Raw genomic sequence first — 26,348 nt, 5'->3', positions numbered from 1 at the left:
GATGCCATCCGCTAACCGGACACCCTTCCGCCGGAACCCGAGCGTTTTTCGCCGCCGAGTCCAACTATATCCCATGAGCGAGGCACCCGAGATCGTTCTCACCAACGACGACGGGATCGACAGCCCCGGCCTGCGGGCACTTTATGACGGACTCGCCGAGGTCGGCGACGTGACCGTCGTCGCCCCCGCCGACGACCAGAGTGCGGTCGGGCGGTCGATCTCGAGTGAGGTCTCCGTCCGGGATCACGAGCTCGGCTACGCCGTCGAGGGAACGCCCGCAGACTGCGTCGTCGCCGCGATGGGCGAACTCGGCCCCGATCCCGACCCCGACCTCGTCGTCGCCGGCTGTAACCACGGTGCGAACCTCGGGGAGTACGCCATCGGGCGGTCGGGGACGGTCAGCGCAGCCGTCGAAGCCGCGTTCTTCGACGTCCCGGCCATCGCGAGCTCGCTGTACGTCCCCATCGACGAGTACGGTACCGGCGAACTCACTCGCGAGGACTTTCGCGAGGCCGTTCGCGCGACGTGTTATCTCGTCGAACGCACCCAGCACGTAGACGTCTTCGACCCGGCGGCGTATCTCAACGTCAACGCGCCGGTCCCAGACGGCGATCCCGCACCCCTCGAGCTCACCCGTCCCTCGAGTCGCTACGAGATGGACGCGACGCTGAACGGCGATTCGATCGCGCTTCAGGATCGGATCTGGGAACGGATGGATCCCGACACGCTGCCCGATCCCGAGGGTACCGACCGACGGGCTGTCGTCGAGGGCCGGGTCAGCGTCTCCCCGCTTCGGGTTCCGCAGGCGAACGCCCACCACGATGGACTGGACGCCGTCGTCGAAGAGTATCGCGAGGATACCCTCGAGACGGCGTCACAACGCAGTCGTTGATACGGACCGTTGTCTGTCTGTCCCGGCGCAACCGCGACCGTTCTGTGGTTGCACCGGGACATCGGTACTGCAATCTGTATGAGTCGTCGGCGCTGTCGTCCGTCTCGGCCAGAGAATCGAGTCCGAACGCGTCCAGGCTGATCACCCGACTGTCCGACGTTCCGCGGCCAATCGATGGCGATGTAGTCCCGTGCTATCGAGCGATTAGCCCAGAAGGCCGTCGTCTTCGTCGTCAGCGCCCTCGTCGTCCGTCCCCTCATCAGCATCTTCATCGTCGAGCGTCTCGGTCACCGCAGCGATCAGTTCGCGGACGTTCTCTTCTTCTTCGAGCTCGACCTCCCGTGGATAGACGCCGATCGTCACGAGCAAGTCGTCGTCCGTCTCGACGGCTTCGGTCACGTGCAGGTTCACCTCGAGGTCGACGCCGTCGAAGACGGCATCGGCGGTGAACGTAGCGTGCGTCGTCGTCTGGCCCAGAACGGAGAACTCGTCGTCGTCCTCGTGGGAGATATTGTCGATATCGTCGTAGTTGTCCTCGACGAGAGAGACGAGTTCCGCGGTCGACATCTCCTCGACGGGGTTTACGTTCCACCCGGCGACGCCGACCTGTGGCGTCGAGAGGACGGTAAACACGGCAGCGCGCTGTTCACCGATCGGCTCGACGCCGACGGCCTTCTCGCACTCGGTCAGATAGTTCCGGACGACGACCGTCTCGGAGAGACCGGCCGCACCGACGGTCTCTTCGACGCCGACCTCCTCGACGCCGACGAGTTCGTATCCCGTCTCCGAGCGAACGTCGGAGTCGACGCCGGCCGGGGACGCCTCGTGTTCGTCGAGGCCGACGGTTCCCAGACAGCCCGCGATACTCGCAAGTGCCGCGGTACCGATTCCGGCGAGAACGTTTCGTCGTTGCATCTCGAGCAAATGCCACCGCGATTCGTAAGTGTTTGTTGTTTTCTCCCAAATACGACAATCGATCCACAAGTTATTACATCGATCAATGAAATATCACGTACGTTTGTCTTATTGCGACCAGGGTGCAGACCAGCCGTCAGGCTGTCCCGAGAACGATCGGGAGCCGTTCTCGACACCGACGAAAAATCGCTCGAGGATGGGATGACGGGGCCAGGGTTAACCCCGGCTGAACACGCGCTTGATTCGCGAAACGATGCCACGGTCGGTACCTCGATTCGTCTCGCGGTCGTCGTGTTCGTCCGCCATATGCACCCGAGCGTACGAGCCGATCCCACAAAAAATGTCGCTGATGAAGTAGTACCACGAGACGGACTAAGCGGGTAACATCGGTCGGTAGAGCTGAATTTGTATCAGTATGAATATCATACTTACGTCGGTGCAGCGAATACGACCCGACATGGACCGCGAATCGAAGGCGTTCGCCGTCCCGTTCGCCACGTTCGCTCTCGGGTTGATCGTGTTGCTCGTCGGGATGTTTCAGAGCGGACTGACGGTGTTGACCATCGTCGGCATCGTGATCGCGCTTTTCGGGCTCGCGGGACTCGTCTACGTCGCGGTCTCGGTGACGGAGCCTGCCCACGAGGAGTGACGCGCCACTCCGAGCCGATTCGTCGAGTGCGCCTCGAGCGTGGAGTCCTCGGTCCGTCGCCCACCCTTCGTTAACCGATTCTGATTATCAAACCTCGACTGTAGGGGATAAAGTAATTAGACACTATTACATACTGGCGACTGTCACGGCCGTTCCGACCCCGGCCGAACACGAACGAACGTCGTACTGACAATGCACTCGACGAAACTCGACGTAGCGGACGACTGCGAGACGACGGACCGAACCGACGAGGCCCACGACTGCCCCGAGTGTGATGGCCCGCTCGTGGCCCACTCGAGCGACGCCGAACTGGTGTGTGACGACTGCGGACTCGTCGTCGACGCCGACCGCATCGACCACGGCCCGGAGTGGCGGGCGTTCGACCCGCAGCAACGAGAGGAGCGATCCCGCGTCGGCGCACCGACGACGACCACGATCCACGACCGCGGACTCTCGACCCGGATCGACTGGCGCGATAAAGACGCCGGCGGCAGCCACCTCTCAGAGCAAAAGCGCCGACAGATGAACCGGCTCCGGACCTGGAACGAGCGGTTCCGGACCCAGGACGCGAGCGAGCGCAACCTGAAACAGGCACTCGGCGAGATCGACCGGATGGCAAGCGCACTCGGGATTCCCGAGTCCGCTCGCGAGACCGCAAGCGTCCTCTACCGGCGAGCCCTCGAGGAGAATCTGCTTCCCGGACGATCGATCGAAGGAATGGCAACGGCCACGCTGCATGCGGCGACGAGACAGGCGGGCTTTCCCCGCTCGGTCGACGAGCTGGCGACGGTGAGCCGGGTCGAACGCCTCGAGGTCACCCGGACGTATCGCTACCTGGTTCGCGAACTGGAACTGCCGATGGAGCCGCCAGATCCCCTCGAGTACGTGGGCCGATACGCCTCGGCGCTCGAGGTGTCGGGAGAGACCGAACGGCTGGCCCGGGAGTTACTCGAGTCGGGCAAACGCGCCGGCGTCCACAGCGGCAAACACCCGGTTGGCCTCGCGGCGAGTTCGCTGTATGCGGCCGCACAGCTGACGGGCGAAGACATCCCACAACACGAGATCTCGGAAGCAGCAGACGTCAGCGAGGTGACGATCCGAAACCGATACCGGGAGCTTCTCGAGGCCCACGCGGACGAGAGCTGACGACCGTTAGGAGAGCCGCGCGGCAAGATCCGCTTCGGTGAGAATACCCACCGTCTCGCCTTCCTCGGTGATCATGACGGCCTTGTAGTGATCGAGCAGGTTGCTGATCTCGTCGATCGTCGCGTCCCGCGAGACGGTCGGGAAGCTCTCGCTCATGTGTTCCTCGATTGGCTCGTCGCGTGCATCCTCGTCGAGCTGGGCGAGGTCGCTCTGGCTGATCGAGCCGACCGGGATCCCGTCCTGGATGACCGCCAGTTGCGAGTACGCCTCCTCCTCCATCAGCGTCGCCGCCTCGCTGACCGGCTCGTCGGGCGAGACGGCGACGACCGCCTCGTTCATGAGGTCTTCGGCCCGGATGACGTCGCTTTCGGCCGTCTCCAAGGCGTTGACGATCCGACGCAGCGTCGAGAGCCGCGGATCGACGTCACCACCTTCGATCCGGGCGATAAGCGGCTGTGAGACGTCGGCCTCCTCCGCGAGTTCGCTCTGGGTCAACCCGAGATCGGTACGGCGCTGTTTGAGATCTTCTGGCGTGGGAAGCTCCATATCGCACAATAACCACGGGTTATAGAAAGAGCTTTGGGTAGCTCCTACTCGTCCTCGGGGACTTCGACGACCTCGACGACCGACAGCGGGACGTCGCGTAACGCGCCGCCGACCTCGCTTTTTGCGATTCGCGAGGCGTGTTCCTCGCTGTCGGCGTTGAACACCTCCATCTCGAGGGCGAGTCCGACCAACGCGGTGTCGGCCGCGACGAACGCGGAGTCGAACGGTTCCCCACAGGCCGGACAGCCGGTCGCACCGACCTCGACCTCGACGTACTCGAGACCCTCGTCGTTGAGCCGTTTCCCGGCCTCGCTGACAGCGACGCCAATCGCGTCGTCGATTGCCTCTACGTCCCGGACCAGCCATGCAGCCTCCATCGCAACGAGATAGTTGGTCATAGTGGCCCGTCGTTCCGGAGGGTTTCCTGCTTTGCGGTTCCGTCCCGTCGAGTATCCTGCGTGCGACGGTGCGCACGTGAGCCGAATAATGGCCATATGTTATGAGAATTGTCCCGGCCAATTCCCGCCAGGATAGTCGTATTCCGCCTCGAGTCCCACCACAGTTGTATTCTCGTCAACCGTATTTTAATCGCATGAAAGCGTCGACCCGACACCTCAACTGACGATCGTTATGTATTCTCTTCTTAGCAACACTTATATACTCGAACCGTCTGAACCACCATCGAAGCTCGATGAAATCCCGCGTGCACTACGCGACCATGTTCGCACTGTACCAGCTCAGTATCGCGATCGGTATCATCACGATGCCACTCGCGATCGCCGCCCGGCAAGCCGGGGTTACCCTCCCGCTGCACCGGCTCCTGGCTCGCATTGAGACGGCCTACGAGAACGCCAACGCCGACCAGTAATTCTTCACGACAAAGCCGGATACCCGTGACAGTGAACGCGTACCCACCTCGATAGTAGCGACGATCGCCACTGTCCCGAAAGCGGAAACGCCAGTGTCGAACGCCGGTCTTTTATACGGTGGCGACCGTTAGTGACTCGCAATGCGAACGCCTACACACGACTCCGAATTCTCCCGAACGGCCGATCGACTGGCTGACGATACGAACCCCTACGATCCCGAGGTCGGCTCGCTCCCACAGAACGATCTCTCCCTGTCGGATCTCGAGAACGTGAACAAGACCGGTACGACGACGATCGGCATCTCGACTGCCGACGGCGTCGTCATCGCCACCGACATGCGCGCCAGTCTCGGCGGTCGGTTCGTCTCGAACAAGAACGTCCAGAAGGTCGAACAGATCCACCCAAACGCCGCGCTCACGCTCGTCGGCAGTGTCGGCGGTGCCCAGTCGTTTATCTCGACTCTCCGCGCGGAGGTCAACCTCTACGAGGCTCGCCGGGGCGAACAGATGAGCATGGAAGCGTTGTCGACGCTTGCGGGTAACTTCGCCCGTGGCGGTCCGTTCTTCGCTATCCATCCTATCCTCGGTGGCATCGACGAAGAGGGAAGTCACGTCTACAGCATCGACCCTGCCGGCGGCGTCATGGAAGACGACTACACCGTCACCGGCTCCGGGATGCAACTCGCCTACGGTCACCTAGAACAGGAGTACGAGGACGACCTCTCGAACGACGAGGCGACGACGATCGCCGCACAGGGCATCAAGTCCGCCGCCGAGCGCGACACCGGCTCCGGCAACGGCGTCTTCCTCTGTGAGATCACCGAAGAGGGCGTCGACATCCACGGCCACAACGAGTTCGAGGAAGTTATCTAGACCAGTTCGGCCGTCGAACCGGTCGGGACAGTTTTTCCGTCGAACGTCGGCTCGAGTCGTTACTCCCGACAGCGGATCCGGGCTGGAGACTCCTCGATCGGCTCGGCCGCGAGTCGCTGCGTGTGGCCCGTCTCGCTCGAGCGATAGATCGCGTCGACGACCCGCTGGACGGTCAGAGCCTGCTCGATCGTGTTCGTCGACGGTGTCTCGCCGGTCGCGACGGCCTCGAGGAACAGTCCGTCCTGAGTCGCATACCCCGTCTGGCTCGGATCGCCGGTTAGCTCGACGTCGGCGTAGTGGTCGACGCCCGCGGTGCCAGCCTCGAGAATCGAAAGATCGCTGTCGCCGAGCTCGAACCGAGCACCAGCGTCGGTTCCCTGGACGACGACCTCCGAGGTCGACTCGCGGTTGCTCGCCCACGCCGCCTCGAGGCTGATCGTCCGGCCGTCGGCACAGCGAACGAAGGCGGTGACGGAGTCGTCGACCTCGTAGGTGTCGGGCTCACAGCCCCAGTCGTCGGGGTCGGCGTACTCCGTCCCGTCGCCGAACGTACTGCGGGTCACGCCGGTAACTTCTTCGATCTCGGGAAAGTCGAGCGCGTAGAGGGCGAGATCGAGCGCGTGGACGCCGATGTCGATGAGTGCACCGCCGCCGGCGAGGTCGGGGTTCGTAAACCAGGACCCGGCATCCGGAACGCCGCGGCGGCGGATGTAGTTGGCCTCGACGTGGGTTAGCTCGCCGAACCGACCCTGTGCTTTCTGTGCCTCGAGCATGGCCGTGGCGGCGGTGTGGCGGTTGTGAAAGCCGACCATACAGAACGCGTCGGCCTCGGCCTCGGCCTCGGCGATCCGGCGTGCGCTCTCTAGGGTGTGTGCGAGGGGTTTCTCGACGAGGACGTCGTGTCCGGCCTCGAGTGCGGCCACTGCGATCGGTTCGTGAAACCGATTCGGTGTGGCGATGACGATCGCATCGACGGCGTCGTCGGCGACCAGTTTCTCGTGATCGTCGTAGGTCCGTGCGCCGAACTCGTCGGCGAACTGCTGGCGCTGTTTCGCGACGAGGTCCGCACCGGCGACGACGTCGGCTCCGAGGTCGCGGAGGCTCTCGGCGTGGAGCTGTCCCATCCCCCCGAGACCGACGACACCGATCCCGGTCTCCGACGCAGTCATGGCGAAATCCTCGATTGATAACGGTGGCACTCGGGACGCTGACACTCAACATCTCGTTTCGAAGTTGTTCGCGTACGATACCGGGGACCCATCGATCGATAGGGAGGGAGGAAGCAAAATAAGGGTTATGGCCTATTAATCTATAAAAATAACTGAAATTGTGATCGTACTGAATACCTTCCGTACAACCCCGGCAGCGACGTCGTCAGTCCCTGCCCCACTCGCCCGTTCGTCGGCCCCGGGAACGGATCACGTGAGAGACGTACCGGTGCCGATCGCCGAGAGGGGCGACGCTCGGGATCGATGTCGGCATGCTACGATGTACTCGCCTCTCGCGAAGAGTCGAACGGCACACGCCTCGTGACGCCCGTTGCCGTCCGGGCGGTATCGATAGGCGATCGAGATTGGTACGAAAAAGCAGACGACTTTAGTCGTGTGAGCCCTTCACGAGAGGATAACATGCCTTCCGACGACACCGACGAGGCCCGGCCGGACGAGCACGACCGGAGCCGACCGACAGTCGAAGACGACGATGCCGACGAACCGACCGACGGCGTAGCGAGCGCGGCCGTCGAGGAGGTCGACGGTCGGATCGTCGATCTGCTCTCGTGGATCCTCGATACGGAGACGCGAGCTAAGATCTACATCCACCTGCTCGCTCACCCCGGAAGCACCTCCGAAGAAGTCGCCACGGGAACCGGCCTCTACCCGAGTACGGTCCGGGAAGCGCTCGCGGAGCTACACGACGAAGAGAAGGTACACCGCAAGAAACGCGCGAGCGAGGGAGCCGGCAACAACCCCTACGAGTACACGGCGATCCAGCCGAGCGAGCTCGTCGGCGGCGTCGTCGATCAGGTCCAGCAGGAACTCAACACGATCGTCACCCTCGATCGCGTCCTCGATCGCGAGACGACGGACGACGCGTTCGGCGAGGACGTTGAACCGGTGACGATCACGGTCGACGACGCGGCGACCGAATCAGACGTCGCCGATCCGGAGTCAGACGCCGAACCCGAGGGCTGATAATGATGGCTGTGGCTATGTTCCGGTGCAACCGCAAGACGGGTCTCGGTTGCACCGGTACCGATTCACAGCCGTCGTTATGACCCACACTGACTGCCGTACGTCCGTTCCGTATCACCGAACGACCGTCACGGGGACTGTTGCACGCTCGACGATCGACTTCGCGACGCTACCGACGAGGAGGTCCGTTCGCTCGGAACGACCGCGGTGGCCGACGAAGATGGCGTCGAATCCCTCGGCGTAGTCCGTGATCGCCGAAACCGGCTGTCCGTAGAGTAACTCCGTCTCGACTGTCGCCCCGAGTTCTTGTGTAACCCGTTCTGCATCCTCGAGGATCGCCAGTGCGCGCTCTTCGGCGTCGTCGACGCTCTCGATAACCAGCCGTCCTTCGGCGTCGGCGAGACCGCTGATCGGCTCGCTGGCGCCTTCCTCGTAGACGGCCGGGTCGACCGCGTGAACGACCGTGATCGAGCCGTCCATCGCGTCGGCGACGTCGGTAGCGTACGCGAGTGCGTTCTTTGCCTCTTCGGAGCCGTCGACGGCCACGAGGTAGTCCATGCGTCGTCCGTTCGTGACCGACCGGGTTAAACTGTAGGCCGGCTGTCACGGAACCGGACCTTCGGGAGAGCCACCATCTCACGTCACTCCTCGAGTCGCCAGCCGAACCGCTTCTCCCAGAACTCCTCGTCGGGATGTTTCTTGCTCCGGCCGTAGGTCTTCTCCTCGCGGATGCGCCGTTTCAGGACGTCTCTGGCCTCGTGGATCGCGTGACTCGCGCCATAGCCCTCGCCGGAGGCGATGAACGTACCGTTGTCGGTGTACAGCCGGATTCGTGCGAGCAAAAGCGACGTGCCACGCAGCTTCTCGTCGTGTTCGTGAAGGTGGATCTTCGCGTCAAGAACGTCCATGTCGCTGTCCATGTCGTCGATCGCGTCGATCATCTCGAGCACCTCGTCGTAGGTCATATCGTCGAAGAGGTCGGCACCGAACAGCTGGACGGCACGGGTGCTCTCGGCGCTCCAGGTGAGCGACTCGAGGACGTCGGTCTTCGTGACGATGCCCTGGGGGCGGCCGTCGGCGCTCTCGACGACTAACGAGGAGCTGCCGATGTCGAACATCTCGTGGACGGCCGTCTCGAGCGTGCGATCGGGACGGACCGTCCCGACGGGTGTGGCCATCACGTCCCGGACCGGAAGTTCGAGCATGCGGGCGAGTTCGCCCTCGCGTGCGCCGTAGCCGCCGGTCGCGTTGTAGCCCTCGCGAGAGCCCTCGCCGCCGTGGCCGTCGAAGCCGGGTGGGTTGCCGCCCTGGCTCTTCGTAACGTCTCGTACCGCGAGATCGGTGAGGTCGTGGAGGCTGAGCATCCCCACGGCCTCGTCGTCGTCGACGACCGGGAGATGGATCAACCGGTTGTCGCGCATGACACTCAACGCCTTGCCGAAGGTCGCGTCTGGCTCGACGGTGAGCAGATCCCTGCTCGAGGCCTGTCCGACGGTGGCCGCGTCGAGGTAGGACTGGACCTCCTCGAGGAGGGCGTCTGCGGTCACGACGCCACGGAGCTGTTCGCCCTCGAACACCGGGAGAAGCCGCGAGTCGCTGTCGATCATGAGCTGGGCGACCTCGCGGACGTCCTCCTCGGGCGTGACTCGGGGGACGGGCCAGACGAGCGATCCGACCTTCTTCTCCGGCAGATGGTGCGTGCGCGTGAGCTGACGTCGTGTGACGACGCCTTTGAACTCGCCTTCGTTGTGTACGAGAACGCCCCTGACGCTCGGGTCCTCGAACGCGCCACGGAGCTTCGAGACGGGAGTGTCGTGTGTGAAATCCAGGTACTCGGTCGAGACAGCGTTGCTGATGTCCATACGTGATACACCTCCTCGAGTGTGATTCTCGCTCTCGGAGCGACGGTCGTCCGTCACCGTCACCTCGTCACACGCTCGAGCGGGTCGGCGACGGTACGACGCCGACGGATAAAAAGCTCACAGCGCCTTTCCGTGTGACCAACGCACACGAACCGTTAACTGCCTGCCAGTGGTACGGCGTCGGGCTATGGAGTACGTCGACGGCTACACCCATCAGACTGGCGTCCACTGTGGCGCCGCGTCGTTGCGAAACGTCGCGGCGTTTTACGACTGGGAGTACAGCGAGGCGGCGTGTTTCGGCATCGGCGGCGGCCCCGCGTTTGTCCTCTACGACCAGCCCGACGACCCCTGGGTGACGTTCCGGACGAGTCCCACCTGGCTCGTACGGGCGTTCTTCGAACACCTAGACGTCCCACACCGGTACGGAAGCGGCGACGACCTCGAGACGGCCTGGAACGAACTCCTCGGCCACGTCGACGATGGCGATCCCGTCGTCGTCTTCCTCGATCCGGACGCCCTCGAGTACCTCTCCGAAAACGAGCGTCACGTTCCCCCGCACGTGGCGGTCGTGGTCGGCTACGACGAGAACGACGGCGAGGGTGAAAGCGAAGACTGCGTGTCGCTTTCCGATCCAGCGACGACTGACCGCCAGGAGCTTTCCCGGTCGACGTTTGCCGAGGCCTGGCACACCGACGAGGTCGTCGACCTCGAACACGAGTACCTGGTCGTGACCCGTCCCACGACGGGCGACGAGACCGACGCGGCGGCGGCCGGACTTCGAGGGGCGGCGACGTACATGGTCGATCCGCTCGCGGTCAAACGCGACCCACGCGGTCCCGGCGAGGAGGGAATCCCCGCCGTGCGGTCGTTCGCGACGTATCTCTCGGCGTGGCCGGAGCTACACGAACCGACCGACCCGGTACGAGCCGCCGTCGCGAGCATCGACGAACACGGCGAACGCGCGGCCTATCGGGACCTCTTTGCCGACGCGCTCGAGGAGCTCGGAACCGGGACCGGGCTCGGCCCCGACGTCGCCGGACGGATGGCGACCATCGGCGACGAGTGGCACCGTCTCGCGGATCTGCTCTCGGATCTTCTCGAGGCGGAGGAGCCCGAGCCTGCCCACTTCGAGGAGGCGGCCACGCTCGTCGGCGATATCGCCGATCGAGAGGAAGAACTATTCGGCGAGATCGCCGACGCGCTGTAGTATGGCGATCGCGTTCCTCGAGGTCGCCCCGGGCGGTAGCGACGACCTCGAGGCGGGGCTGTACCGTTACGAGCCGACCACACACGTTCTCGAGACTGCCCTCGGGACGACCGTCCACGACGACCTCGTGCGGGCCGCGATGGATCAGACGGTGGTTCGGGACGCCCCGACGACGATCGTGCTGGCGGCGAATTACGACCGAACGCGTCGTCAGTACCCGGCCCACGGCGATCGGTACGTCCACATGGAGGCGGGTCACGCCGCGGAGAACGTCCACCTCGTCTGTGAGGCCCGCGAACTCAACAGCTGTCCGGTCGGCGCGTTTGCAGACGAAGACGTCGCGGCTGCCCTCGATCTTTCCGACGACCTCGCGCCGTTGTATCTGCTACCGTTCGGTCATCGGCCGGAGCTGTGACCGGTCGAACGCCGATGGCATACACATCCCACGTCCCGGAGTCGAGGTGACGCGGCGGTGCCCCGTCGGCGACAACAGCCAACACGAGACGCCGACGACCGTCTCGCTCGAGCGCTGACCCGACACCACGTCAGTTAGCTGACGTAGTCGAACGCGACCGCAAGCGCTTCCTCGCCGATTGCCCCCCAGAACGAGAACCGATACCGTCCCGCCGGAAGGTCGGGACAGACCTCGAGGCGGCTCTCGTGAACGTGTCCGTCGAGCACTCCATCTTCGGTCAGTTCGATCGACCACTCGAAGCCTTCTCCCGGTCGGTGGACGACTGCCTCGTCGGTGTACCCCGGCGGGACGTCGTCGGTCGTGCCGCGGACGTCCTGCCAGCCCTCGTCTGTCAGCACCTCGAGGGCGTACTTGTACCTGTTTCCGGTGTCGACGGGCCGGTCGGCCACGTTCTGCATCGAGACCTGGACCTCGTCGCCACGTTCGAACTCGAGTGCCCGCGTCTCGTCGTCACCGTCGTACTGGGGGTTGTGGACGCGCATGGCGAGCGTGGGCTCGCCCTCGGCGTGGACCTCGCCCCACGCGACCTCGTCGTCGGGCGACCAGTGGCGCTCGAACGCCTCGTCGGGACACTCGAGGTCGTCGGGTATCGTCTGGGGATCACGAGACGGGCGAACGTAGCCGGAGAGGGCGTCGGGGTCGATCACGCCGCCGGTCGTGTCGAGGTCGGCGGGCTCGCCCCAGCCGTCCGTGACGGTGAACGCGGCTACCGAGGGGAGGTCCTCGTCGGTCACGCGAACGAGCGCGGACGGATAGGTGACCGCCTGAGCGCACGCGGCGTCGTCGTCGCTCGTGTCGATCGCCCGGGCGGTGCCCGTGATCGCCTCGACCTCGTCCTCGTCCTCGTCGCCGACGCGTTCGCTCGAGACCGCGACCTCCGTCACCTCGAGGTCGGTGTAACACGCATTCGGCGCGACGGTTCCGACGTAGACGATCACCGACGCCTCGAAGTCGGTCGCTGTGACCCACTCCTCGAGGCCGTCGACCTCGTCGGGGTCGTCGATCATCCACAGGTCCCGTGGGGACTCGGCGAGGGCGACGAACCCGGGCCGGTCGTCGTGTTCGGCCCAGTGTGGCCGGGAGAGAGACGGACCGAGCTGAAACACGTCGTACTCCACGTCGTCGGGGATGTCGCCGTCGTCATCGTCGTCATCATCATCGTCATCGTCGCTGTCTCCTGTTCCGGGATCGCCGCCCGGGGCGGCGAGACAGCCCGCGAGGGCGAGCGAACCGACCGCCCCCACGGCGAGGCAGGCGTCACGTCGCGTGAACCGTTGCATGCACGCGGTTACGACGGCGGAGCATGAATATCTTCGATAAGCTGAAAGAGTCGCTGCACCTACCACAGTCGACGCGTTCGACCGGGAGACTCCACGAGGCGGCGTGCGGACGAAACAGTAAGGGTCGTCCGTCGAGTCCGTTGACCCGAACGGAACGACACGATGAGTGCAGTTCTCGAGGGCGCTCGTCGCTCTCGCTACGCTGGTTCCGACGATCGCGAGCGCTCGAGAGCGACGGGTCGATCGCGGATCGATCCCGCGTTCGACGGGACGCGAGAGCCGGGAGGGGGCGAATGACGCTGGCGGCGACGTCCCGGGATGCGACGCGACAGCTCGTGGCCGCGTTCAAGAACAGTCCCGCGTTGCTCGGCGCGTCGGCGCTTGCGAACGTCTACGTCACTTCCGTGTTGCTGTCGATCGAGCCCAACGCCTCCTGGATCGTCGTCCCGCTCGTGGCCGTCTCGGTGTACGTCTTAGACGACGTGACCGACCGGATCGGCGGCGACGATCTCGAGGTCGAACCCCGGTCACGGGAGGCGTTTTACTCCCGGCCCGTCCTCGTGGCGATCGTCGCAGTCGGCGGCTACGGCGTCGCAGTCGCGATCACCGCCGTCGTCGGCGACGCGATCGCCGTCGGCCTGACGCTCGTCCCCGGCGTGGCGGGCGTGGTGTACTCGTTGCCGTGGCTGTCGATCGGCGACGCCGGGCGCGTCAAGGAGGTGTTCCTGCTCAACACGGCCGTCATCGCGGCACCGACGGCGATCCTGGGGACGCTGTTACCGGTCGCGCTGTCGCCCGACCCGGTCCCGACGACGGCCACCGCTGCACTCGTGGTCTTCTGGTTCGTTCGCTACGCCGTCGGCGTCGAAACGTGTAACGTCCCCGACCTCGAGGCCGACGAACGGGACGGCGTCTCGACGTTGCCGACGCGATACGGCGTCGAGACGACTCGACGGCTCCTGTACGCCGGCGACGTCGTCGCGATAATCGTGTTGCTCGCGTTCGTGATGCCCGAGAGCGGGCCGTTACCCGTGGCGCTCATGCTCCCGGTGCTCGGCTGTTCGATGGCGCTTACGTACTACCTCACCCGTCCACGACTTCGAGAACCGCTCTGTGTCGCCTGGGACGGACTTCACGTCGTCATGGGGGCGGTCGTGGCGATCGGTGTCACCGTCGCAGCGATCGTTTGACGTCTCTCGAGCGACGGAGCTTCCCGTCGCAATTGCTGTATAGTCACGCGTTGGTGGTTCTCCCCGGCAAGCTGTCCGATATTGATACTGTCGGTCATACGTACGTGACCCATCCGTGAGAGCGGACGGGCTGACACACGCTGTACCGCCGGTTCTGGCACACGCCAGTTCACAGGACCATGACCGACAGTATGAGCGCTTCGACAATCGTCAATCATTGATAATTAGGAGTATGTTCATGGTTTCCGTCATGCTCTCTCCCGGGTACGATGGATACACAGCGAGAGATACCGGCGACGCGACGGAGCGCGAAGCCGGACCGGGATCGGGGGGAAACGACGCGATCGAGCTGTGTCCGGGCGCGGTCGCCACGAGCGGGCTATCGACGGACGTCTCACGCCCGATGACCGCGACGATCACGGTCCTCTACGTGGATCCGGACGAGAACCGCCGCCTACAGGTCGAGCGACGACTCGAGCGAGGGGACGTGACGGTCACGACGGCGGCCACACCGGTTGTGGCGACGGCGGTGATCGACGACCGACCCGTCGACTGCGTCGTCAGCGAGTACGGACTCGGCGATCGGACCGGACTCGACCTCTTCGAGGCCGTCCGTGCGATCGAGCCGACGCTCCCGTTCGTGCTCTGTACCGCCGCCGGCGACGAGCGGGTCGCGAGCGAGGCGATCTCTGCCGGCGTTACCGACTACGTGATCCGTGAGGACGGCTGGAAGCAGCGACTCGAACGACGGCTCGAGTCGTGGGTCGAGACGACCGGGGCCGAACCGGGGCGGTCGGAGCGGACCGACGCGTCCCTCCGGTCGATCTTCGAACACTCCCCGGACGCGATCATCGTCCACGACGACGACGGCGTCGTACTCGACGCCAACCAGCGAGCCTGCGACCGGCTCGGATACGACTACGAAACGCTCGTCGGGATGACGATCCACGACGTCGAAGTCGGCATCGACCCCGACGAACTCGACGAACTGTGGACCGGATACGAGTACGGCGAGCCGATCACCGTCGAGGGACGTCACCGACGTGCGGACGGCTCCGAGTTTCCCGTCGAGATCAACCTGGGAACGATCCGACTCGAGGACGACGAGCGATTTCTCGCGATCGCCCGCGACGTCACCGAGCGCAAGACACGCGAGCGGAGGCTCGAGCGCACCAACGAACAACTCCGGGTATTAAACCGGATCGTCCGTCACGACATCCGCAACGACATGAGCGTCGCGATCGGCTGGAGCGAGGAACTCGAGGATCACGTCGACAAAGAGGGCGAGCCGATGCTCGAGCGCGTCCAGGAGACGAGCCAGCACGTCGTCGATCTGACGCGGACGGTTAGAGACTTCCTCGAGAGTCTCGAGGACCGTGGGGAATCAGCGTCGGATGAACGCCTCGAGTGCGTCGACATACACCGCGTCCTGACGGCCGAACTCGAGAGTCGCCGGGCGGCCTACCCCGAGGCGACGTTCGTCGTCGGCGGTGGCCGAGGCGGCGCGAGCGAAATACCTCACGTCGAGGTGCGAGCGGACGAGCTGCTCTCGTCGGTGTTTCACAACCTCCTCAACAATGCGGTCCAGCACAACGACGCCGACGAGCCACGCGTCGACGTCGGCGTCGACGTCGACGAGGACGCCGTCACCGTCCGGATCGCCGACGACGGACCCGGGATTCCGCCGAACAGACGCGACGCGATCTTCGGACGTACCGAGGCCGGCCTCGAACATCCGGCGGCCGGCGTCGGACTCTACCTCGTGGACACGCTCGTGGACCGCTACGACGGCGACGTCCGTGTCGAGGAGTCCGAGCTGGGCGGTGCTGCGTTCGTCCTCGAGTTGCCGCGGTGAGACTCGAGGTGACGGCGCGAAGACGGCGGTTAGGACTAGTCCTCGCGGGCGTCGACGACGAGTACCGGGATCGTCGCCGTCCGGAGGGTTCGTTCGGCGACGCTGCCGAGCAGCGCCCGGCGAACGCCACTACGGCCGGCCGAGCCCATCACGATCAGGTCGGCGTCGTTTTCCGTGGCGTATTCGGTGATCTCTCGGTGGGGACGGCCGGTTGCAATCGTCTCCGTGACCGCGAGACCGCGCTCGTCGGCGCGGTCGGTGACGGCCGCGAGGGCCTCGGTGGCCCGCTGTTCGAGTTCCGGCATCTCGTCGAACTGCCCGTCTTTGATGCGCTGTACCTGCTCACCGCCGATGCTGACGTCGATCGCACTGACGTCGATGACGTACAGCGCGTGAACGTCCGCGTCGTAGGTGTCGGCGACGTCGATCGCGTGTTCGACGGCAGTTTCGGCAACGGTGCTTCCATCGGTCGGAACGAGTATCGTATCGTACATTGGTGTCGGCTCCGGTCAGTCGTCTGCCGGCTCGCCGCCGTCGGTGGCGACGTCTTCGGCGGTTTGCATCTTCGCCATCGGTTCAGGACTATGACATTGCCGCACGAGGCGTTTTACATCTTCCGGTGGCGCTTCGGTGACGAGCGAGACGACGACGATCGTGAGCATGACTGCAGGGACGCCGACGAGCGACGACGACGTCGCGGGAACGATCGTCGCGAACGTCGGGAAGATCGCGTCCCCGGAGAGCGCGCCGACGTACTGCGGGAGGATCTCGTTGAGGATCGATCCGAAGCCAAAGAACAGTCCGACGAGCATCCCGGCGATCGCACCTTCGCGGGTGGCGTCTTCCCACCACAGGCCGAGGAAGAACACCGGGAACAACACGGTGCCGGCGAGTGCGAACGACATGCCGACGACCTCGGCGATGAGCGCGGGCGGGTTGAGCGCGAGGTACGTGACGACGGCTCCGAGCACGAGGATCGTCAGGCGGCCGACGATCATCTGCTCGCGCTGGCTGGCGTCTGCCTTGTAGAGGTTGGTGTAGATGTCGTGTGCAGCGGCCGACGACGCCGAGATGAACAGGCCGGCGGTCGTCGCCAGCCCGGCGGCGATCGCACCCGCGGCGACGATACCGACCAGCCACTCGGGGAGGCCGGCGAGGTGGGTTGTCAACACGACCAGCGTGTCCGACTCCGTCCCGGTCATCTCGGTGTAGTCGCCGGTGACGTCACTTTCCTGGTACAGCCGGGAGCCGAACGCGGCGTAGGCGGTCGTTCCCAGAAACAGCAACAGGGTAAAGAACAGCCCCCAGACGGTCGCCCAGCGGGCATTGCGCTCGTTGTCGGCGGTGTAGAAGCGAACGAGGACGTGCGGTAGCCCACAGGTGCCGGCGATCAGGCTGACACAGAGTGCGATCCAGTGGTAGTAGCTCGCGTCCGTGAACGGCTCCGTGTACTGGCGCTCGATCTCGGCCATCGCAGTCGCCTGGTTGCCGTACTCGACGAACGGCAGGACCGTCGACCACCCCTGCGTCCAGCCGGTAGCATAGAGACCGAGCAAGAACGCGGTGATGAGGATGACGTACTGCAACGCCATGTTCTTCGTCGCACCGAGCATCCCCGAGAGGGCGACGTAGCCGATCGTGATCGCCATCAGCAAGACGACGCCGACCTCGTAGGAGACGCCGAAGATGTACTGCGCCATCAGCCCGAGGCCGTTGCCCTGGGCGATGATGTAGACGAACGCGATCAGAAGCGTCGTCGAGGCGGCGATCGCCCGACCGAGGTCCGAGTAGTACCGGTCGCCGACGAAGTCGGGCGCGGTGTACTTGCCGAAGCGACGGAACTGTGCGGCCATGAAGATGAGCAGGATGAAATAGCCCGTCGTCCAGCCGACGACGTACGCCAGTCCGAAGTAGCCGAGCAACGCGACCGTCGACGCGACGCCGAGGTAGGCCGCGACGCTCATCCAGTTCGCCGCGATCGCCATCCCGTTTTCGACCGCACCGATCGAACGGCCGGCGACCCACATATCGTCGACCGCCGCGACGCGGAAGAAGTACCCGACGCCCAGAAAGGTCACGAGCATCGCCGCGAGCGTGAGCGCCGGAAGAAGTTTGAACCCGCCGTCGAAGAGACCGGTCGCGGCCTCGAGAACCACCGGTCCGGTCACGGCTGCTCACCGCCGTCGGTGGCGACGGCCGTGCTGGCCTCGACTTCGGATTCGGATTCGGTCTCGTGATCGATACCGTACCGGGCGTCCAGTCGATCGCGCTGCCAGGCGTAGATCGCACACAGGACCAACGCTCCGATCGGCGAACCCAGCGCGGTCAGAAGGTAATGGAGCTGGAAGCCGAGCACGTGCGTGTTCGTCATGAAATCGGTCGCGATCGCGGTCGCAGTCACCGGCCCGAACGTGAACACTACCCACACCGCAAACAGTCCCCAGATCACCGTCAGGTGATCCCGCATGAACGGCGTCGCGGGGTTGAACAGGTTGATCTTGGCGTCCAGGTAGTCGACGGATCGAGACGTCCCGTCCGACCGCACACCGCCGTCGGTCTCGATCGAGTCGCCGTCGCTCATCGAACCCACCCTTCGAGAAGGGGCGAGTCTGTCCCGTCACCCACGGAGGCATCGAACAGCTCTTGTCCTATACCAATCATTTCGCACGGATCGTTACCACGAACGTATCCCATCCGGTTCGATGTTGAACTATCGTTATAGTTAAACGCTCCGATTATATTTATACATCTCAAAATATTCATAAATATATGTGGTGTAGTAGAGTTACACGTTACCTAGTGACGAGAGATCACACCAATATATCATATTTATTATTATGTGTGCCTCCGTATCTAGTGACACGGCATTCGGACCCAGACTAGAAATAGTATCATGTTGTAGTTATTTTATCGCCCAGCTATGAGAGGCGTCGTTACCGTCTCGAAGGCGCGAAAATGAGTATCGGTTCTCGAGGCGACCGACGATCGACTCGAGTCGCTTCGACGGGCAAGAAGCGTCGACAGCTCATACTGCCGGACGTACGTCGTGAACGAGTATCGCCGCCCCGGGGTGGCGATAATCGTCACACAGTTACGTCCGATAGTATCAGGCCGTTCGGACGCTTTCGGCGTTCGACTCCGGATCGGTTCCTGACTCGTCGTCGTCCGACTCGGAATCTGCAGCGTCGAGGTCGGTCAACACTGCCCAGAGCACGATCGCAACGATCGCAACGACCGTGATCAGTGCCGTCGTCACCGGCGAGACCTCGAGTCCGAACAGCTCGAACAGCGTCCGGAGCTCGACCGCGGCGACGACGGTAAACGCGATCACGATGAGCAACGCGGCACGGGAGATGCGCATCAGGCGATCACCCCTGTGGCGTAGTCGACCGCGACCTGTGCGTACAACACGAGCGGTTCGACGACCATTGGACGCGTCGGCATGCCCTCGGGGACCAGCCCGCCGCGGCTGGCGATGCTGGCAAGCGGCAGCGTGTACGCGAGGATCACGAGCACCACTGCGATCGCCGTCCAGAGCTTGAGGTTGTCGAGGACGGCCGGCGAATCCTCGGGGCCCGAAAGCGGCTCGGGGATGACGTTGTCCTCGACGGAGCCGTCGCGACTGCCGGCGATCAGCGTCGCCAGGATCACCGCGAAAAACAGGAGCAGGGAGACGACGAGGATCGTCCCGCCGAGTGCGATCTGTGCGTTGAGTTCTCCCATCGCGGAGCTCCACTCGAAGAACTCGTACTCCGGTTCCGCGGTCCGGCGTGGCTGTCCCTCCAGCCCGGCGCGGTGCATGGCGTTTGCCATGATCGTGATACCGACGAACCAGAGGACGACCTGGACGAACGCGACCGAGCGGCCGACGAGCTGTTTGCCCGTCACCTGCGGGACGAACCAGTAGGAGGCGGCCATGAACGTAAGCGCCACGGCGGTGCCGACGGTGAGGTGGAAGTGACCGGGCACCCACATGGTGTTGTGGACGAGGTAGTTGATGTTCATCCCGGCGTTTATCATCCCGGAGAAGCCGCCAGCGGCGAAGATGAGACCGGCGAAAATCATCCCGGCAAAGACGGGATCCTTCCAGGGAAGGGCCTTCAGCCAGCCGAGTCGTCCCTCGCCGCCGCGCTGGCGAGCGCCGTGTTCGATGCTCGCGACGACCGTAAAGGCCGTCAGCAGACTCGGTAGCAGCAGGAACATCGTGTTCGTCATCGCGACGAACTTGAACCCTTCCGCGATGCCGGGGTCGAGATACTGGTGGTGGATCCCGACCGGCGTCGACAGCAACAGGAAGAGGATGAACACGACGCGTGCGAGCGGATCGCTGAACAGCCGGCCGCCGGCGAACTTCGGCAACATCGTGTACCACAGCAGGTACGCGGGCATCAGCCAGAAGTAGACGACCGGGTGGCCGAAGAACCAGAACAGCGTCCGCGTCAGCGTCGGGTTGACGCTCTCGATGATGCCGAGCGACCACGGCAGCAGGAAGACGAGCACCGACGTCACGATGCCGAGCGTCGCGATGTACCACATGATCATCGTCGTCAGGACCATGAACGTCGGCAGCGGGGTCCGCTCGCCGGGGTTTTCCTTCTTCCAGGCGAAGTACGACCGGAACCAGTCAGCACCTGCAAGCCAGGTGCCGACGATGAAGATCGCAAATCCCGCATAGAACAGCGGGTGTGCCTGCAACGGCGCGTAGAACGTAAACAACACGTCCGCGCTTAGTTCCGATCCCAGGATCGACGGCGGTTCCTCCATGAAGCCGGCCAGGATCGCGATCGCAGCGAGTAATGAGCCGACCGTCATCAGGCCGAGCCACGTCTGTGTAACGCGGATGTTCTCGACACCCCTGTCGAGACTCGTCGTCACCGCCCACGTGAACACGCCCACGAGGAAAAAGATCGTGAAGGCGATCACGAGGAAGACACCGTGGGCCGTGAGCACGGTGTAGTACGTATCCCCATCTATGAACCGGAAGACGTCGGTCCGATGAAGCGTCTGGATCAGCCCGGCGATGCCGCCGAGGGCGAGCATCACGAACGACGTATAGAACGCCGACCTGACTATTTTCGCTTCCGCCGGAAAGTCGTCGATGTAGGTACCCATACGTTATTCCTCCGTTGTTTCGTTCTCCTCGAGGACGGCCAGCTGTCCGTCGGCCGTCTCGTCTTCGATCGTCACGGTCCAGTCGTGTTCGCCGGCTCCGAGCGCGTCGGTGTCGACGGCGAGCTCGAGGTCGGCAGACGCATCGCCTCCGACGGCGAGTTCTTCCTCGAGGGTCTCCTCGCCGATCTCGAGGGTCACCGGGACGATTCGTTCGTCGTGGTGGTCGCTCGAGACGGTGGCGGTGAACGTGGCGTCTGCGCCGAGTTCGACCTCGTCGTCTTCGGGTGCCTCGACGCCCTCGAGTTCGAAGAGGTGGAACTCGTCTTCGGGGACGACCTCGAGTTTCCCTTCCATATTGTGGTGGTCGGGACCACAGTACTCGTTACAGACGATGCCGTACTCTCCGGGCTCGTCGAACTCGACGGTCATCGTGGCGACCTCGCCGGGGATGACCATCGTGTTCACGTTCGTCCCGACGAGGCTGAAGCTGTGGATCACGTCCGAACTCGTCACGTAGAAGTTGACGGTGCTGTCTTCGGGAACCTCGATCGGCTCGAACAGCTGTTCGTCGCCGGGCTCGTACCCGAACTGGAAGGCGATGACGTGGACGTCGTACTCGTTTTCACCGACCTGGGTTACGCCCGGGTCGTCGAAGCCCTCGACCTCGCCTAAGTTGCTCGGGTTGACGGTCTCTTCGGAGTCGTCGACCATCGCGATACCGAGCCCGACCGTCCCGTAGGTAATCGTCGCGATGATCGCGACGATGAGAACGAGAGCGGCCCCCAGCCACAGTTTCTCGTACTGGTGAACGTGCATGCTTATCTCACCTCGTTCATCATACCATCCCCACGACCGTCGGATCGTTCCCGAGGAACTCGACGAAGTACATGAACACCCACATCGCGAGCAGGATCAGGAAGTACAACCCGATCAGCGTAAGCGTCCCGACCGGATCGAACTCGTCCTGGTCGAGTTCCTGTGTTTGTGTCTGCTGTTGTGTTGCCGAACCCATACCCGGGCGTAAGGAAAGCCCCCACTTACTGGCCACTCCGGTTCCCGACCCTCGGGAACGGGTTGAAGGTTTAAGTGTCTACTAGCCCGAGCAGTTGGTATGGCAGACGAAGGGATCTCACCGCGGCTGGTCGTCGCGATCGGGCTGCTCGCGATCGTTCCAGCGATCGTCTACGCCGTTGGCCGTCCGAGCCTTTCGGGGTACGTCTCGGCCGTCAACGTCGTCATCATCTTCGCTGCGTTGTACACGGCGTTTGGACCGCTCTCCGATCACACCGACACGACCGGTGCGTAACTCGAGTCTATGTCTCTGACGGCGGTCGAACTCGTTTCGGTCACGGTCCCGGCCCACGGCGCTCACGCGATTCCGACCGAACACGTCGATCTCGTCGTGTTTCTTCTCGTCGGCGTGCTAGCGGGCGCTCACTGTCTCGGGATGTGCGGACCGCTCGTGACGGCGTATGCAGACCGCTTCGGGACGGACGACTCGCGTCGTGCGAACGCGCTGTCGGTGTACGAAGTCCGCCAGCATACGCTGTTCAACCTCGGACGCGCCACGAGCTACGCCGCCCTCGGCGGTCTGTTCGGCCTCGCCGGCGCGCTCGCGTTCGCATCGACCGACCAGATCACGGCCGTCGGCGACGCCGTCAGGGGAACCACGGGCATTCTGGTCGGGATCGCCATCATCGCGAGCGGGCTCTACTACCTCCGGGGGCGAGCCGGCGTTCCACACGGCATTCCCATCGTCGGATCGGTCTTCGGACAGCTCTCGGCGCTGCTTGCCGACCGCATCGATCGGCTCGCGAACTCGCCCGGAATCGTCGGGCTGGGAGCGATCCACGGCCTGCTGCCGTGTCCGATCATCTATCCGGCGTACCTCTATGCGTTCGCACTCGGCGACCCCGTCCGGGGAGCGCTCGCACTCGGCGTCCTCGGACTCGGAACGATTCCGGCGCTTTTCATCTACGGGACGGCGCTCGGATCGCTGACCGCGACGAACCGGGTTCGACTTCACCGGGCGCTCGGCGTCGGTTTTCTCATCCTCGGGTACGTCCCGCTCCAGCACGGGCTGATGCTTTACGGCATCCACCTCCCGCACCCGCCGTTGCCGTTCTACCAGCCGCTTTGAATCGATGAGCCACGATCTCCAGTCACACGCTAGCGAGGAGGCCGGCCAGTGTACGCTGTGTGAGCTTCCGACGCCGGAGGAGCCGATCACCGACGACGACGTCGAGGGGCGGTTCTGCTGTCGGGGCTGTCTCGAGGTCCATCGCGCGCTCGGGGACGTCGACGACGACGAGGCCGCAGCGGTCGACCGAGCCCTCGAGGACGACGCCGACCGCGACCGTGACCTCGAGTCCGCCGGTGGCGACACCGCCTTCCTCTCGGTCGAGGGGATGCACTGTGCGACCTGCGAGGCGTTCATCGAGGGACGAGCAACGGCCACCGAGGGCGTCTACGCCGCCGAGGCGAGTTACGCGAGCGACGCCGTCCGCGTCGCCTACGATCCGGACGCGGTCGACGAACGTGACCTTCCGGAGATCGTCTCGGGGTTCGGCTACACCGCACGCGAGCGCGACGACGCCGACGGCGGCGAGGGACGGGACGCCGCGCTCGTGAAGTTTCTCGTCGGCGGCGGTCTGTTCGGGATGATGGCGATGATGTGGTACGTCCTCTTTCTGTACCCGACGTACTTCGGCTACGAGCCCGTCGTCGAACTCGGCAGTTACGACCGGCTCTACATCTTCGCGAACATCTGGCTGATGACCTCGTTCGTGCTCTTTTACACCGGCTACCCGATCCTGCGGGGGGCGTACGTGAGCCTGCGGGCAGGGATGCCGAACATGGACCTGCTGGTCTCGGTCGCGGCGACTGCGGCGTACGCCTACAGCACGCTCGCGATGGCCGTCGGCCGGACGGACCTCTATTTCGACGTCACGGTTGCGATCATCCTGGTCGTGACCGGCGGCACCTACTACGAGAGCGTCGTCAAGCGCCGGGCCGGCGGCCTCCTGTCCGATCTGACCGAACAGCAAGTCGACGAAGCGAGGCGAGAAAACGGCGAGACGGTCCCAGTCGCCGACGTCGAGCCGGGCGAGAACCTACTCGTTCGTCCCGGCGAACGGGTTCCGCTCGACGGGATGGTCTCCGAAGGAGAGGCCGCGGTCGACGAGTCGCTCGTGACCGGCGAGTCACTCCCCGTCGGGAAGGAACCGGGCGATCCGGTTCGCGGCGGGACCGTCGTCACCGACGCACCGCTGGTCGTCGAGGTCGGCGAGGGCGCAGAAAGCACGCTGGATCGGCTCGTCGATCTCCTCTGGACGATCCAGAGTTCGCGACCGGGCGTCCAGCGACTCGCCGACAAACTCGCGACGATCTTCGTCCCGCTCGTGATCGTCGTCGCGACGATCGCGACGGCGGCGACGCTCGCACTCGGCTCGAGTCCGACGACCGCGCTTCTGGTCGGACTGACCGTGTTGATCGTCTCCTGTCCCTGTGCGCTCGGGCTGGCGACGCCGCTTGCGATCGCCTCCGGGGTCCAATCGGCCGCGAAGCGAGGGATCGTCATCGCCGCCGAGACGATCTTCGAGGACGCCCCCGACGTCGACGTCGTCGCCGTAGACAAGACGGGGACGCTCACGACGGGTTCGATGACCGTCGAGACGGTCGACACCGGAGACGGCGAGGACGGAGACGACGTGCTCGAGCGGGCCGGGGCGGTCGAACGCCTCTCCGAGCACCCGGTCGCGGGAGCGATCGCCGAGCACGCTCCCGAGACGAGCGCCGACGTCGACGGCTTCGAACGGGATCGCCGGGGCGTCGCCGGCCGCGTCGAGGGCGACCGCGTCGTCGTCGGCCACCCCGAGTTCGTCGCCGGACACGGCCTCTCGATTCCCGACGAACTCCGGACGCAAATCGAGAGCGCAAACGCCGACGGTGACGTCCCGGTCGCCGTGGGCTGGGGCGACCGAACCCGGGGCGTGATCGTCGTCGGCGACGCGCCCCGCGAGGAGTGGAAAGACGCGGTCGAAACCGTCGCCGCTGGTCGCGAGGTCGTCGTCATCACCGGCGACGAGGGTGCAGCTGCCGATCGCTTCCGTGACGTCGAGGGCGTCGACGACGTCTTCGCCGGCGTTCCACCGGAGGCGAAAGCCGAAACCGTTCGCCGACTCCGGTCTCGCGGGACGGTCGCGATGGTCGGCGACGGGAGCAACGACGCGCCGGCACTCGCCGCCGCCGACGTCGGCATCGCACTTGGCAGCGGGACGAAACTCGCGACCGACGCCGCCGACGCCGTGATCGTCTCCGACGACCTCGGGTCGGTCGCCGAGACGCTCGAGATCGCCGGCGACACCCACAGCCGCATCCGTCAGAACCTCGGCTGGGCGTTCGTCTACAACGCGGTCGCGATTCCGCTCGCAGTAACCGGGCTGTTGAATCCGCTGTTTGCGGCGGTCGCGATGGCGACGAGCAGCATCCTCGTCGTGCTCAACTCCTCGCGATCGCTCGGGCCGAAGCGGTGATCAGGAGTCGTCGGTCTCTTCGTCCTCGTCGGCCGCTGCATCGGTTTCTTCGGCGGAATCGTCCGATTCCGACTCCGATTCCGCGTCGGGAACGTCCGCCTCGCGGTGTGAGACGTCCTCGTCGGGGCTCTCCTCGGGCTCTGTATCCTCGGTCCGGGTCGGCTGGGCCTGTTCAGGATCGGGACCGACCGCCTCGCCCGGCTCGTCGGCGGTCGCAGACGGCGAGAGATCGATCTCGACGGGTTCGTCGTCGGTGTCGCGTCGCGGATCGTCTGCATCCCCCTCGAGGTCCGGCTTCGATCGCGGCTCCTTGCCCTCCCCGAACGTGACGTCGGTGGTGTCGATCCTGCCCTCGCCCGCAGGCTCGCGTTCTGTCGCCATCGGCCCCTCGTCCTCGCCGCTCGAGCGACGTTGACGGAGACCGACGCCGACGAGAGCCGCACCGACGCCAAGTTTCAGAACTCCCCCGACACGACGCCTGGCCAGCGCCCGCAGGCCGCTCGTAAGCATCACCCCTCCGGCAAGCAGCGCCAGCGTGCCGTTCGACGCCGCCGACGAGACCGTCTCGAACGTCGACCTGTCGTCGCGTTCGGTCGTGTAACCGCCCGATACGTCACCGGCCGCGGTGTTGTCTTCGGTCATAGCAAGATCACTCGGGTTCGGGTGGCGACGGACCTACGACGACCACACGGTTGAAACTTGACCCTCGACAGCAACCCGTATCACTCCCGCACTCGATCACGAACGCCGG

The 26,348-nt window shown here is 64.6% G+C and carries 29 protein-coding genes; 14 read left to right on the top strand and 15 right to left on the bottom strand.

Translation table 11 applies throughout. The features are described from left to right. The first annotated feature begins 73 nt into the window (after positions 1–73). Positions 74–892 carry a 5'/3'-nucleotidase SurE gene (gene surE, locus QQ977_RS13180; protein ID WP_285926235.1) on the top strand — a complete coding sequence of 273 codons (819 nt, stop codon included), beginning with the start codon at positions 74–76 and terminating at the stop codon, positions 890–892. A 204-nt stretch (positions 893–1,096) separates the two neighbouring features. Here the strand turns inward: surE and QQ977_RS13175 are convergent, their stop codons facing one another. Then, positions 1,097–1,807 carry a DUF6517 family protein gene (locus QQ977_RS13175; RefSeq protein ID WP_285926234.1) on the bottom strand — a complete coding sequence of 237 codons (711 nt, stop codon included), beginning with the start codon at positions 1,805–1,807 and terminating at the stop codon, positions 1,097–1,099. Between the two features lie 457 nt (positions 1,808–2,264). On the opposite strand from QQ977_RS13175, the gene QQ977_RS13170 reads away from it, so the two are divergent. Continuing rightward, positions 2,265–2,456 carry a hypothetical protein gene (locus QQ977_RS13170; RefSeq protein WP_285926233.1) on the top strand — a complete coding sequence of 64 codons (192 nt, stop codon included), beginning with the start codon at positions 2,265–2,267 and terminating at the stop codon, positions 2,454–2,456. A 192-nt stretch (positions 2,457–2,648) separates the two neighbouring features. Beyond that, on the top strand, positions 2,649–3,602 hold the full coding sequence (locus tag QQ977_RS13165; RefSeq protein ID WP_285926232.1) for a transcription initiation factor IIB: 954 nt from the start codon (positions 2,649–2,651) through the stop codon (positions 3,600–3,602). Positions 3,603–3,608: 6 nt separating this feature from the next. Here QQ977_RS13165 and QQ977_RS13160 read toward each other — a convergent pair whose 3' ends face one another. Then, positions 3,609–4,148 carry a CBS domain-containing protein gene (locus QQ977_RS13160; RefSeq protein ID WP_285926231.1) on the bottom strand — a complete coding sequence of 180 codons (540 nt, stop codon included), beginning with the start codon at positions 4,146–4,148 and terminating at the stop codon, positions 3,609–3,611. 44 nt (positions 4,149–4,192) lie between these two features. Next, complete coding sequence (locus tag QQ977_RS13155) at positions 4,193–4,546, bottom strand: DUF555 domain-containing protein (RefSeq protein WP_285926230.1); 354 nt, start codon at positions 4,544–4,546, stop codon at positions 4,193–4,195. A gap of 320 nt (positions 4,547–4,866) precedes the next feature. Between QQ977_RS13155 and QQ977_RS13150 the strand changes: the two genes are divergently transcribed. Then, on the top strand, positions 4,867–5,016 hold the full coding sequence (locus tag QQ977_RS13150; RefSeq protein WP_285928759.1) for a hypothetical protein: 150 nt from the start codon (positions 4,867–4,869) through the stop codon (positions 5,014–5,016). A gap of 141 nt (positions 5,017–5,157) precedes the next feature. Next, positions 5,158–5,889 carry an archaeal proteasome endopeptidase complex subunit beta gene (psmB, locus tag QQ977_RS13145; RefSeq protein WP_285926229.1) on the top strand — a complete coding sequence of 244 codons (732 nt, stop codon included), beginning with the start codon at positions 5,158–5,160 and terminating at the stop codon, positions 5,887–5,889. A gap of 59 nt (positions 5,890–5,948) precedes the next feature. Here the strand turns inward: psmB and QQ977_RS13140 are convergent, their stop codons facing one another. Next, positions 5,949–7,058, bottom strand: coding sequence for a Gfo/Idh/MocA family protein (locus QQ977_RS13140; RefSeq protein WP_285926228.1), 1,110 nt, complete (start codon positions 7,056–7,058; stop codon positions 5,949–5,951). Between the two features lie 459 nt (positions 7,059–7,517). Here QQ977_RS13140 and QQ977_RS13135 point away from each other — a divergent pair, with 459 nt between their 5' ends. Next, positions 7,518–8,081: a helix-turn-helix domain-containing protein gene (locus QQ977_RS13135; protein ID WP_285926227.1), complete on the top strand. Its 564-nt coding sequence runs from the start codon at positions 7,518–7,520 to the stop codon at positions 8,079–8,081. A 114-nt stretch (positions 8,082–8,195) separates the two neighbouring features. Here QQ977_RS13135 and QQ977_RS13130 read toward each other — a convergent pair whose 3' ends face one another. Both QQ977_RS13130 and QQ977_RS13125 read right to left on the bottom strand, forming a co-directional pair. Then, positions 8,196–8,639 carry a universal stress protein gene (locus QQ977_RS13130; protein WP_285926226.1) on the bottom strand — a complete coding sequence of 148 codons (444 nt, stop codon included), beginning with the start codon at positions 8,637–8,639 and terminating at the stop codon, positions 8,196–8,198. A gap of 83 nt (positions 8,640–8,722) precedes the next feature. Further along, complete coding sequence (locus tag QQ977_RS13125; RefSeq protein ID WP_285926225.1) at positions 8,723–9,943, bottom strand: CBS domain-containing protein; 1,221 nt, start codon at positions 9,941–9,943, stop codon at positions 8,723–8,725. A 187-nt stretch (positions 9,944–10,130) separates the two neighbouring features. Here QQ977_RS13125 and QQ977_RS13120 point away from each other — a divergent pair, with 187 nt between their 5' ends. After that, positions 10,131–11,150: a BtrH N-terminal domain-containing protein gene (locus tag QQ977_RS13120; protein WP_285926224.1), complete on the top strand. Its 1,020-nt coding sequence runs from the start codon at positions 10,131–10,133 to the stop codon at positions 11,148–11,150. Between the two features lies 1 nt (position 11,151). Next, positions 11,152–11,565 carry a SagB/ThcOx family dehydrogenase gene (locus tag QQ977_RS13115; RefSeq protein WP_345783338.1) on the top strand — a complete coding sequence of 138 codons (414 nt, stop codon included), beginning with the start codon at positions 11,152–11,154 and terminating at the stop codon, positions 11,563–11,565. A gap of 134 nt (positions 11,566–11,699) precedes the next feature. Here the strand turns inward: QQ977_RS13115 and QQ977_RS13110 are convergent, their stop codons facing one another. After that, positions 11,700–12,905, bottom strand: coding sequence for a hypothetical protein (locus tag QQ977_RS13110; RefSeq protein ID WP_285926223.1), 1,206 nt, complete (start codon positions 12,903–12,905; stop codon positions 11,700–11,702). A gap of 162 nt (positions 12,906–13,067) precedes the next feature. Here QQ977_RS13110 and QQ977_RS13105 point away from each other — a divergent pair, with 162 nt between their 5' ends. The 3 genes from QQ977_RS13105 (at position 13,068) to QQ977_RS13095 (ending at position 15,950) form a co-directional block, all read left to right on the top strand. After that, positions 13,068–13,202, top strand: coding sequence for a hypothetical protein (locus QQ977_RS13105; RefSeq protein WP_285926222.1), 135 nt, complete (start codon positions 13,068–13,070; stop codon positions 13,200–13,202). Next, a complete protein-coding gene (locus QQ977_RS13100; protein WP_285926221.1) occupies positions 13,199–14,095 on the top strand; it encodes a UbiA family prenyltransferase in 897 nt (298 codons plus the stop codon). The genes QQ977_RS13105 and QQ977_RS13100 overlap by 4 nt, the downstream gene beginning before the upstream one ends. Positions 14,096–14,333: 238 nt before the next feature. Further along, on the top strand, positions 14,334–15,950 hold the full coding sequence (locus tag QQ977_RS13095; protein WP_285926220.1) for a PAS domain S-box protein: 1,617 nt from the start codon (positions 14,334–14,336) through the stop codon (positions 15,948–15,950). A gap of 35 nt (positions 15,951–15,985) precedes the next feature. Here the strand turns inward: QQ977_RS13095 and QQ977_RS13090 are convergent, their stop codons facing one another. The 7 genes from QQ977_RS13090 to QQ977_RS13060 form a co-directional block, all read right to left on the bottom strand. Beyond that, positions 15,986–16,444, bottom strand: a complete 459-nt coding sequence (locus tag QQ977_RS13090; RefSeq protein WP_285926219.1) for a universal stress protein — start codon at positions 16,442–16,444, stop codon at positions 15,986–15,988. 15 nt (positions 16,445–16,459) lie between these two features. Continuing rightward, complete coding sequence (locus QQ977_RS13085; RefSeq protein ID WP_285926218.1) at positions 16,460–18,118, bottom strand: sodium:solute symporter family transporter; 1,659 nt, start codon at positions 18,116–18,118, stop codon at positions 16,460–16,462. Then, positions 18,115–18,531 (bottom strand): DUF4212 domain-containing protein, encoded by a 417-nt coding sequence (locus QQ977_RS13080; RefSeq protein WP_285926217.1) that lies wholly within the window; start codon positions 18,529–18,531, stop codon positions 18,115–18,117. Before QQ977_RS13080 ends, QQ977_RS13085 begins: the two co-directional genes overlap by 4 nt. A 525-nt stretch (positions 18,532–19,056) precedes the next feature. After that, the gene (locus tag QQ977_RS13075; protein ID WP_285926216.1) at positions 19,057–19,311 is read right to left on the bottom strand and encodes a CbaC protein; all 255 of its coding nucleotides are present in this window, start codon (positions 19,309–19,311) and stop codon (positions 19,057–19,059) included. Then, positions 19,311–21,062, bottom strand: coding sequence for a b(o/a)3-type cytochrome-c oxidase subunit 1 (locus tag QQ977_RS13070; protein ID WP_285926215.1), 1,752 nt, complete (start codon positions 21,060–21,062; stop codon positions 19,311–19,313). The genes QQ977_RS13075 and QQ977_RS13070 overlap by 1 nt, the downstream gene beginning before the upstream one ends. A gap of 3 nt (positions 21,063–21,065) precedes the next feature. Then, positions 21,066–21,878: a cytochrome c oxidase subunit II gene (locus QQ977_RS13065; RefSeq protein ID WP_285926214.1), complete on the bottom strand. Its 813-nt coding sequence runs from the start codon at positions 21,876–21,878 to the stop codon at positions 21,066–21,068. Positions 21,879–21,897: 19 nt separating this feature from the next. Further along, on the bottom strand, positions 21,898–22,074 hold the full coding sequence (locus QQ977_RS13060; protein WP_285926213.1) for a hypothetical protein: 177 nt from the start codon (positions 22,072–22,074) through the stop codon (positions 21,898–21,900). Between the two features lie 99 nt (positions 22,075–22,173). Between QQ977_RS13060 and QQ977_RS13055 the strand changes: the two genes are divergently transcribed. Genes QQ977_RS13055 through QQ977_RS13045 form a run of 3 tightly spaced genes read left to right on the top strand, consistent with a single transcriptional unit; the run spans position 22,174 to position 25,597 of the window. After that, positions 22,174–22,368: a cytochrome-ba3 oxidase subunit gene (locus tag QQ977_RS13055; protein WP_285926212.1), complete on the top strand. Its 195-nt coding sequence runs from the start codon at positions 22,174–22,176 to the stop codon at positions 22,366–22,368. Positions 22,369–22,377: 9 nt separating this feature from the next. Then, the gene (locus QQ977_RS13050) at positions 22,378–23,202 is read left to right on the top strand and encodes a sulfite exporter TauE/SafE family protein (RefSeq protein ID WP_285926211.1); all 825 of its coding nucleotides are present in this window, start codon (positions 22,378–22,380) and stop codon (positions 23,200–23,202) included. 4 nt (positions 23,203–23,206) lie between these two features. Further along, a complete protein-coding gene (locus tag QQ977_RS13045; RefSeq protein WP_285926210.1) occupies positions 23,207–25,597 on the top strand; it encodes a heavy metal translocating P-type ATPase in 2,391 nt (796 codons plus the stop codon). Here QQ977_RS13045 and QQ977_RS13040 read toward each other — a convergent pair whose 3' ends face one another. After that, a complete protein-coding gene (locus QQ977_RS13040) occupies positions 25,598–26,239 on the bottom strand; it encodes a hypothetical protein (RefSeq protein WP_285926209.1) in 642 nt (213 codons plus the stop codon). Between the last annotated feature and the right edge of the window lie 109 nt (positions 26,240–26,348).

It is taken from the genome of Natrialbaceae archaeon AArc-T1-2, from assembly GCF_030273315.1.
Lineage (GTDB): Archaea > Halobacteriota > Halobacteria > Halobacteriales > Natrialbaceae > Tc-Br11-E2g1.
The sequence above is the reverse complement of the archived record's forward strand: the minus strand, read 5'-3'. Positions and strand labels throughout refer to the sequence as shown.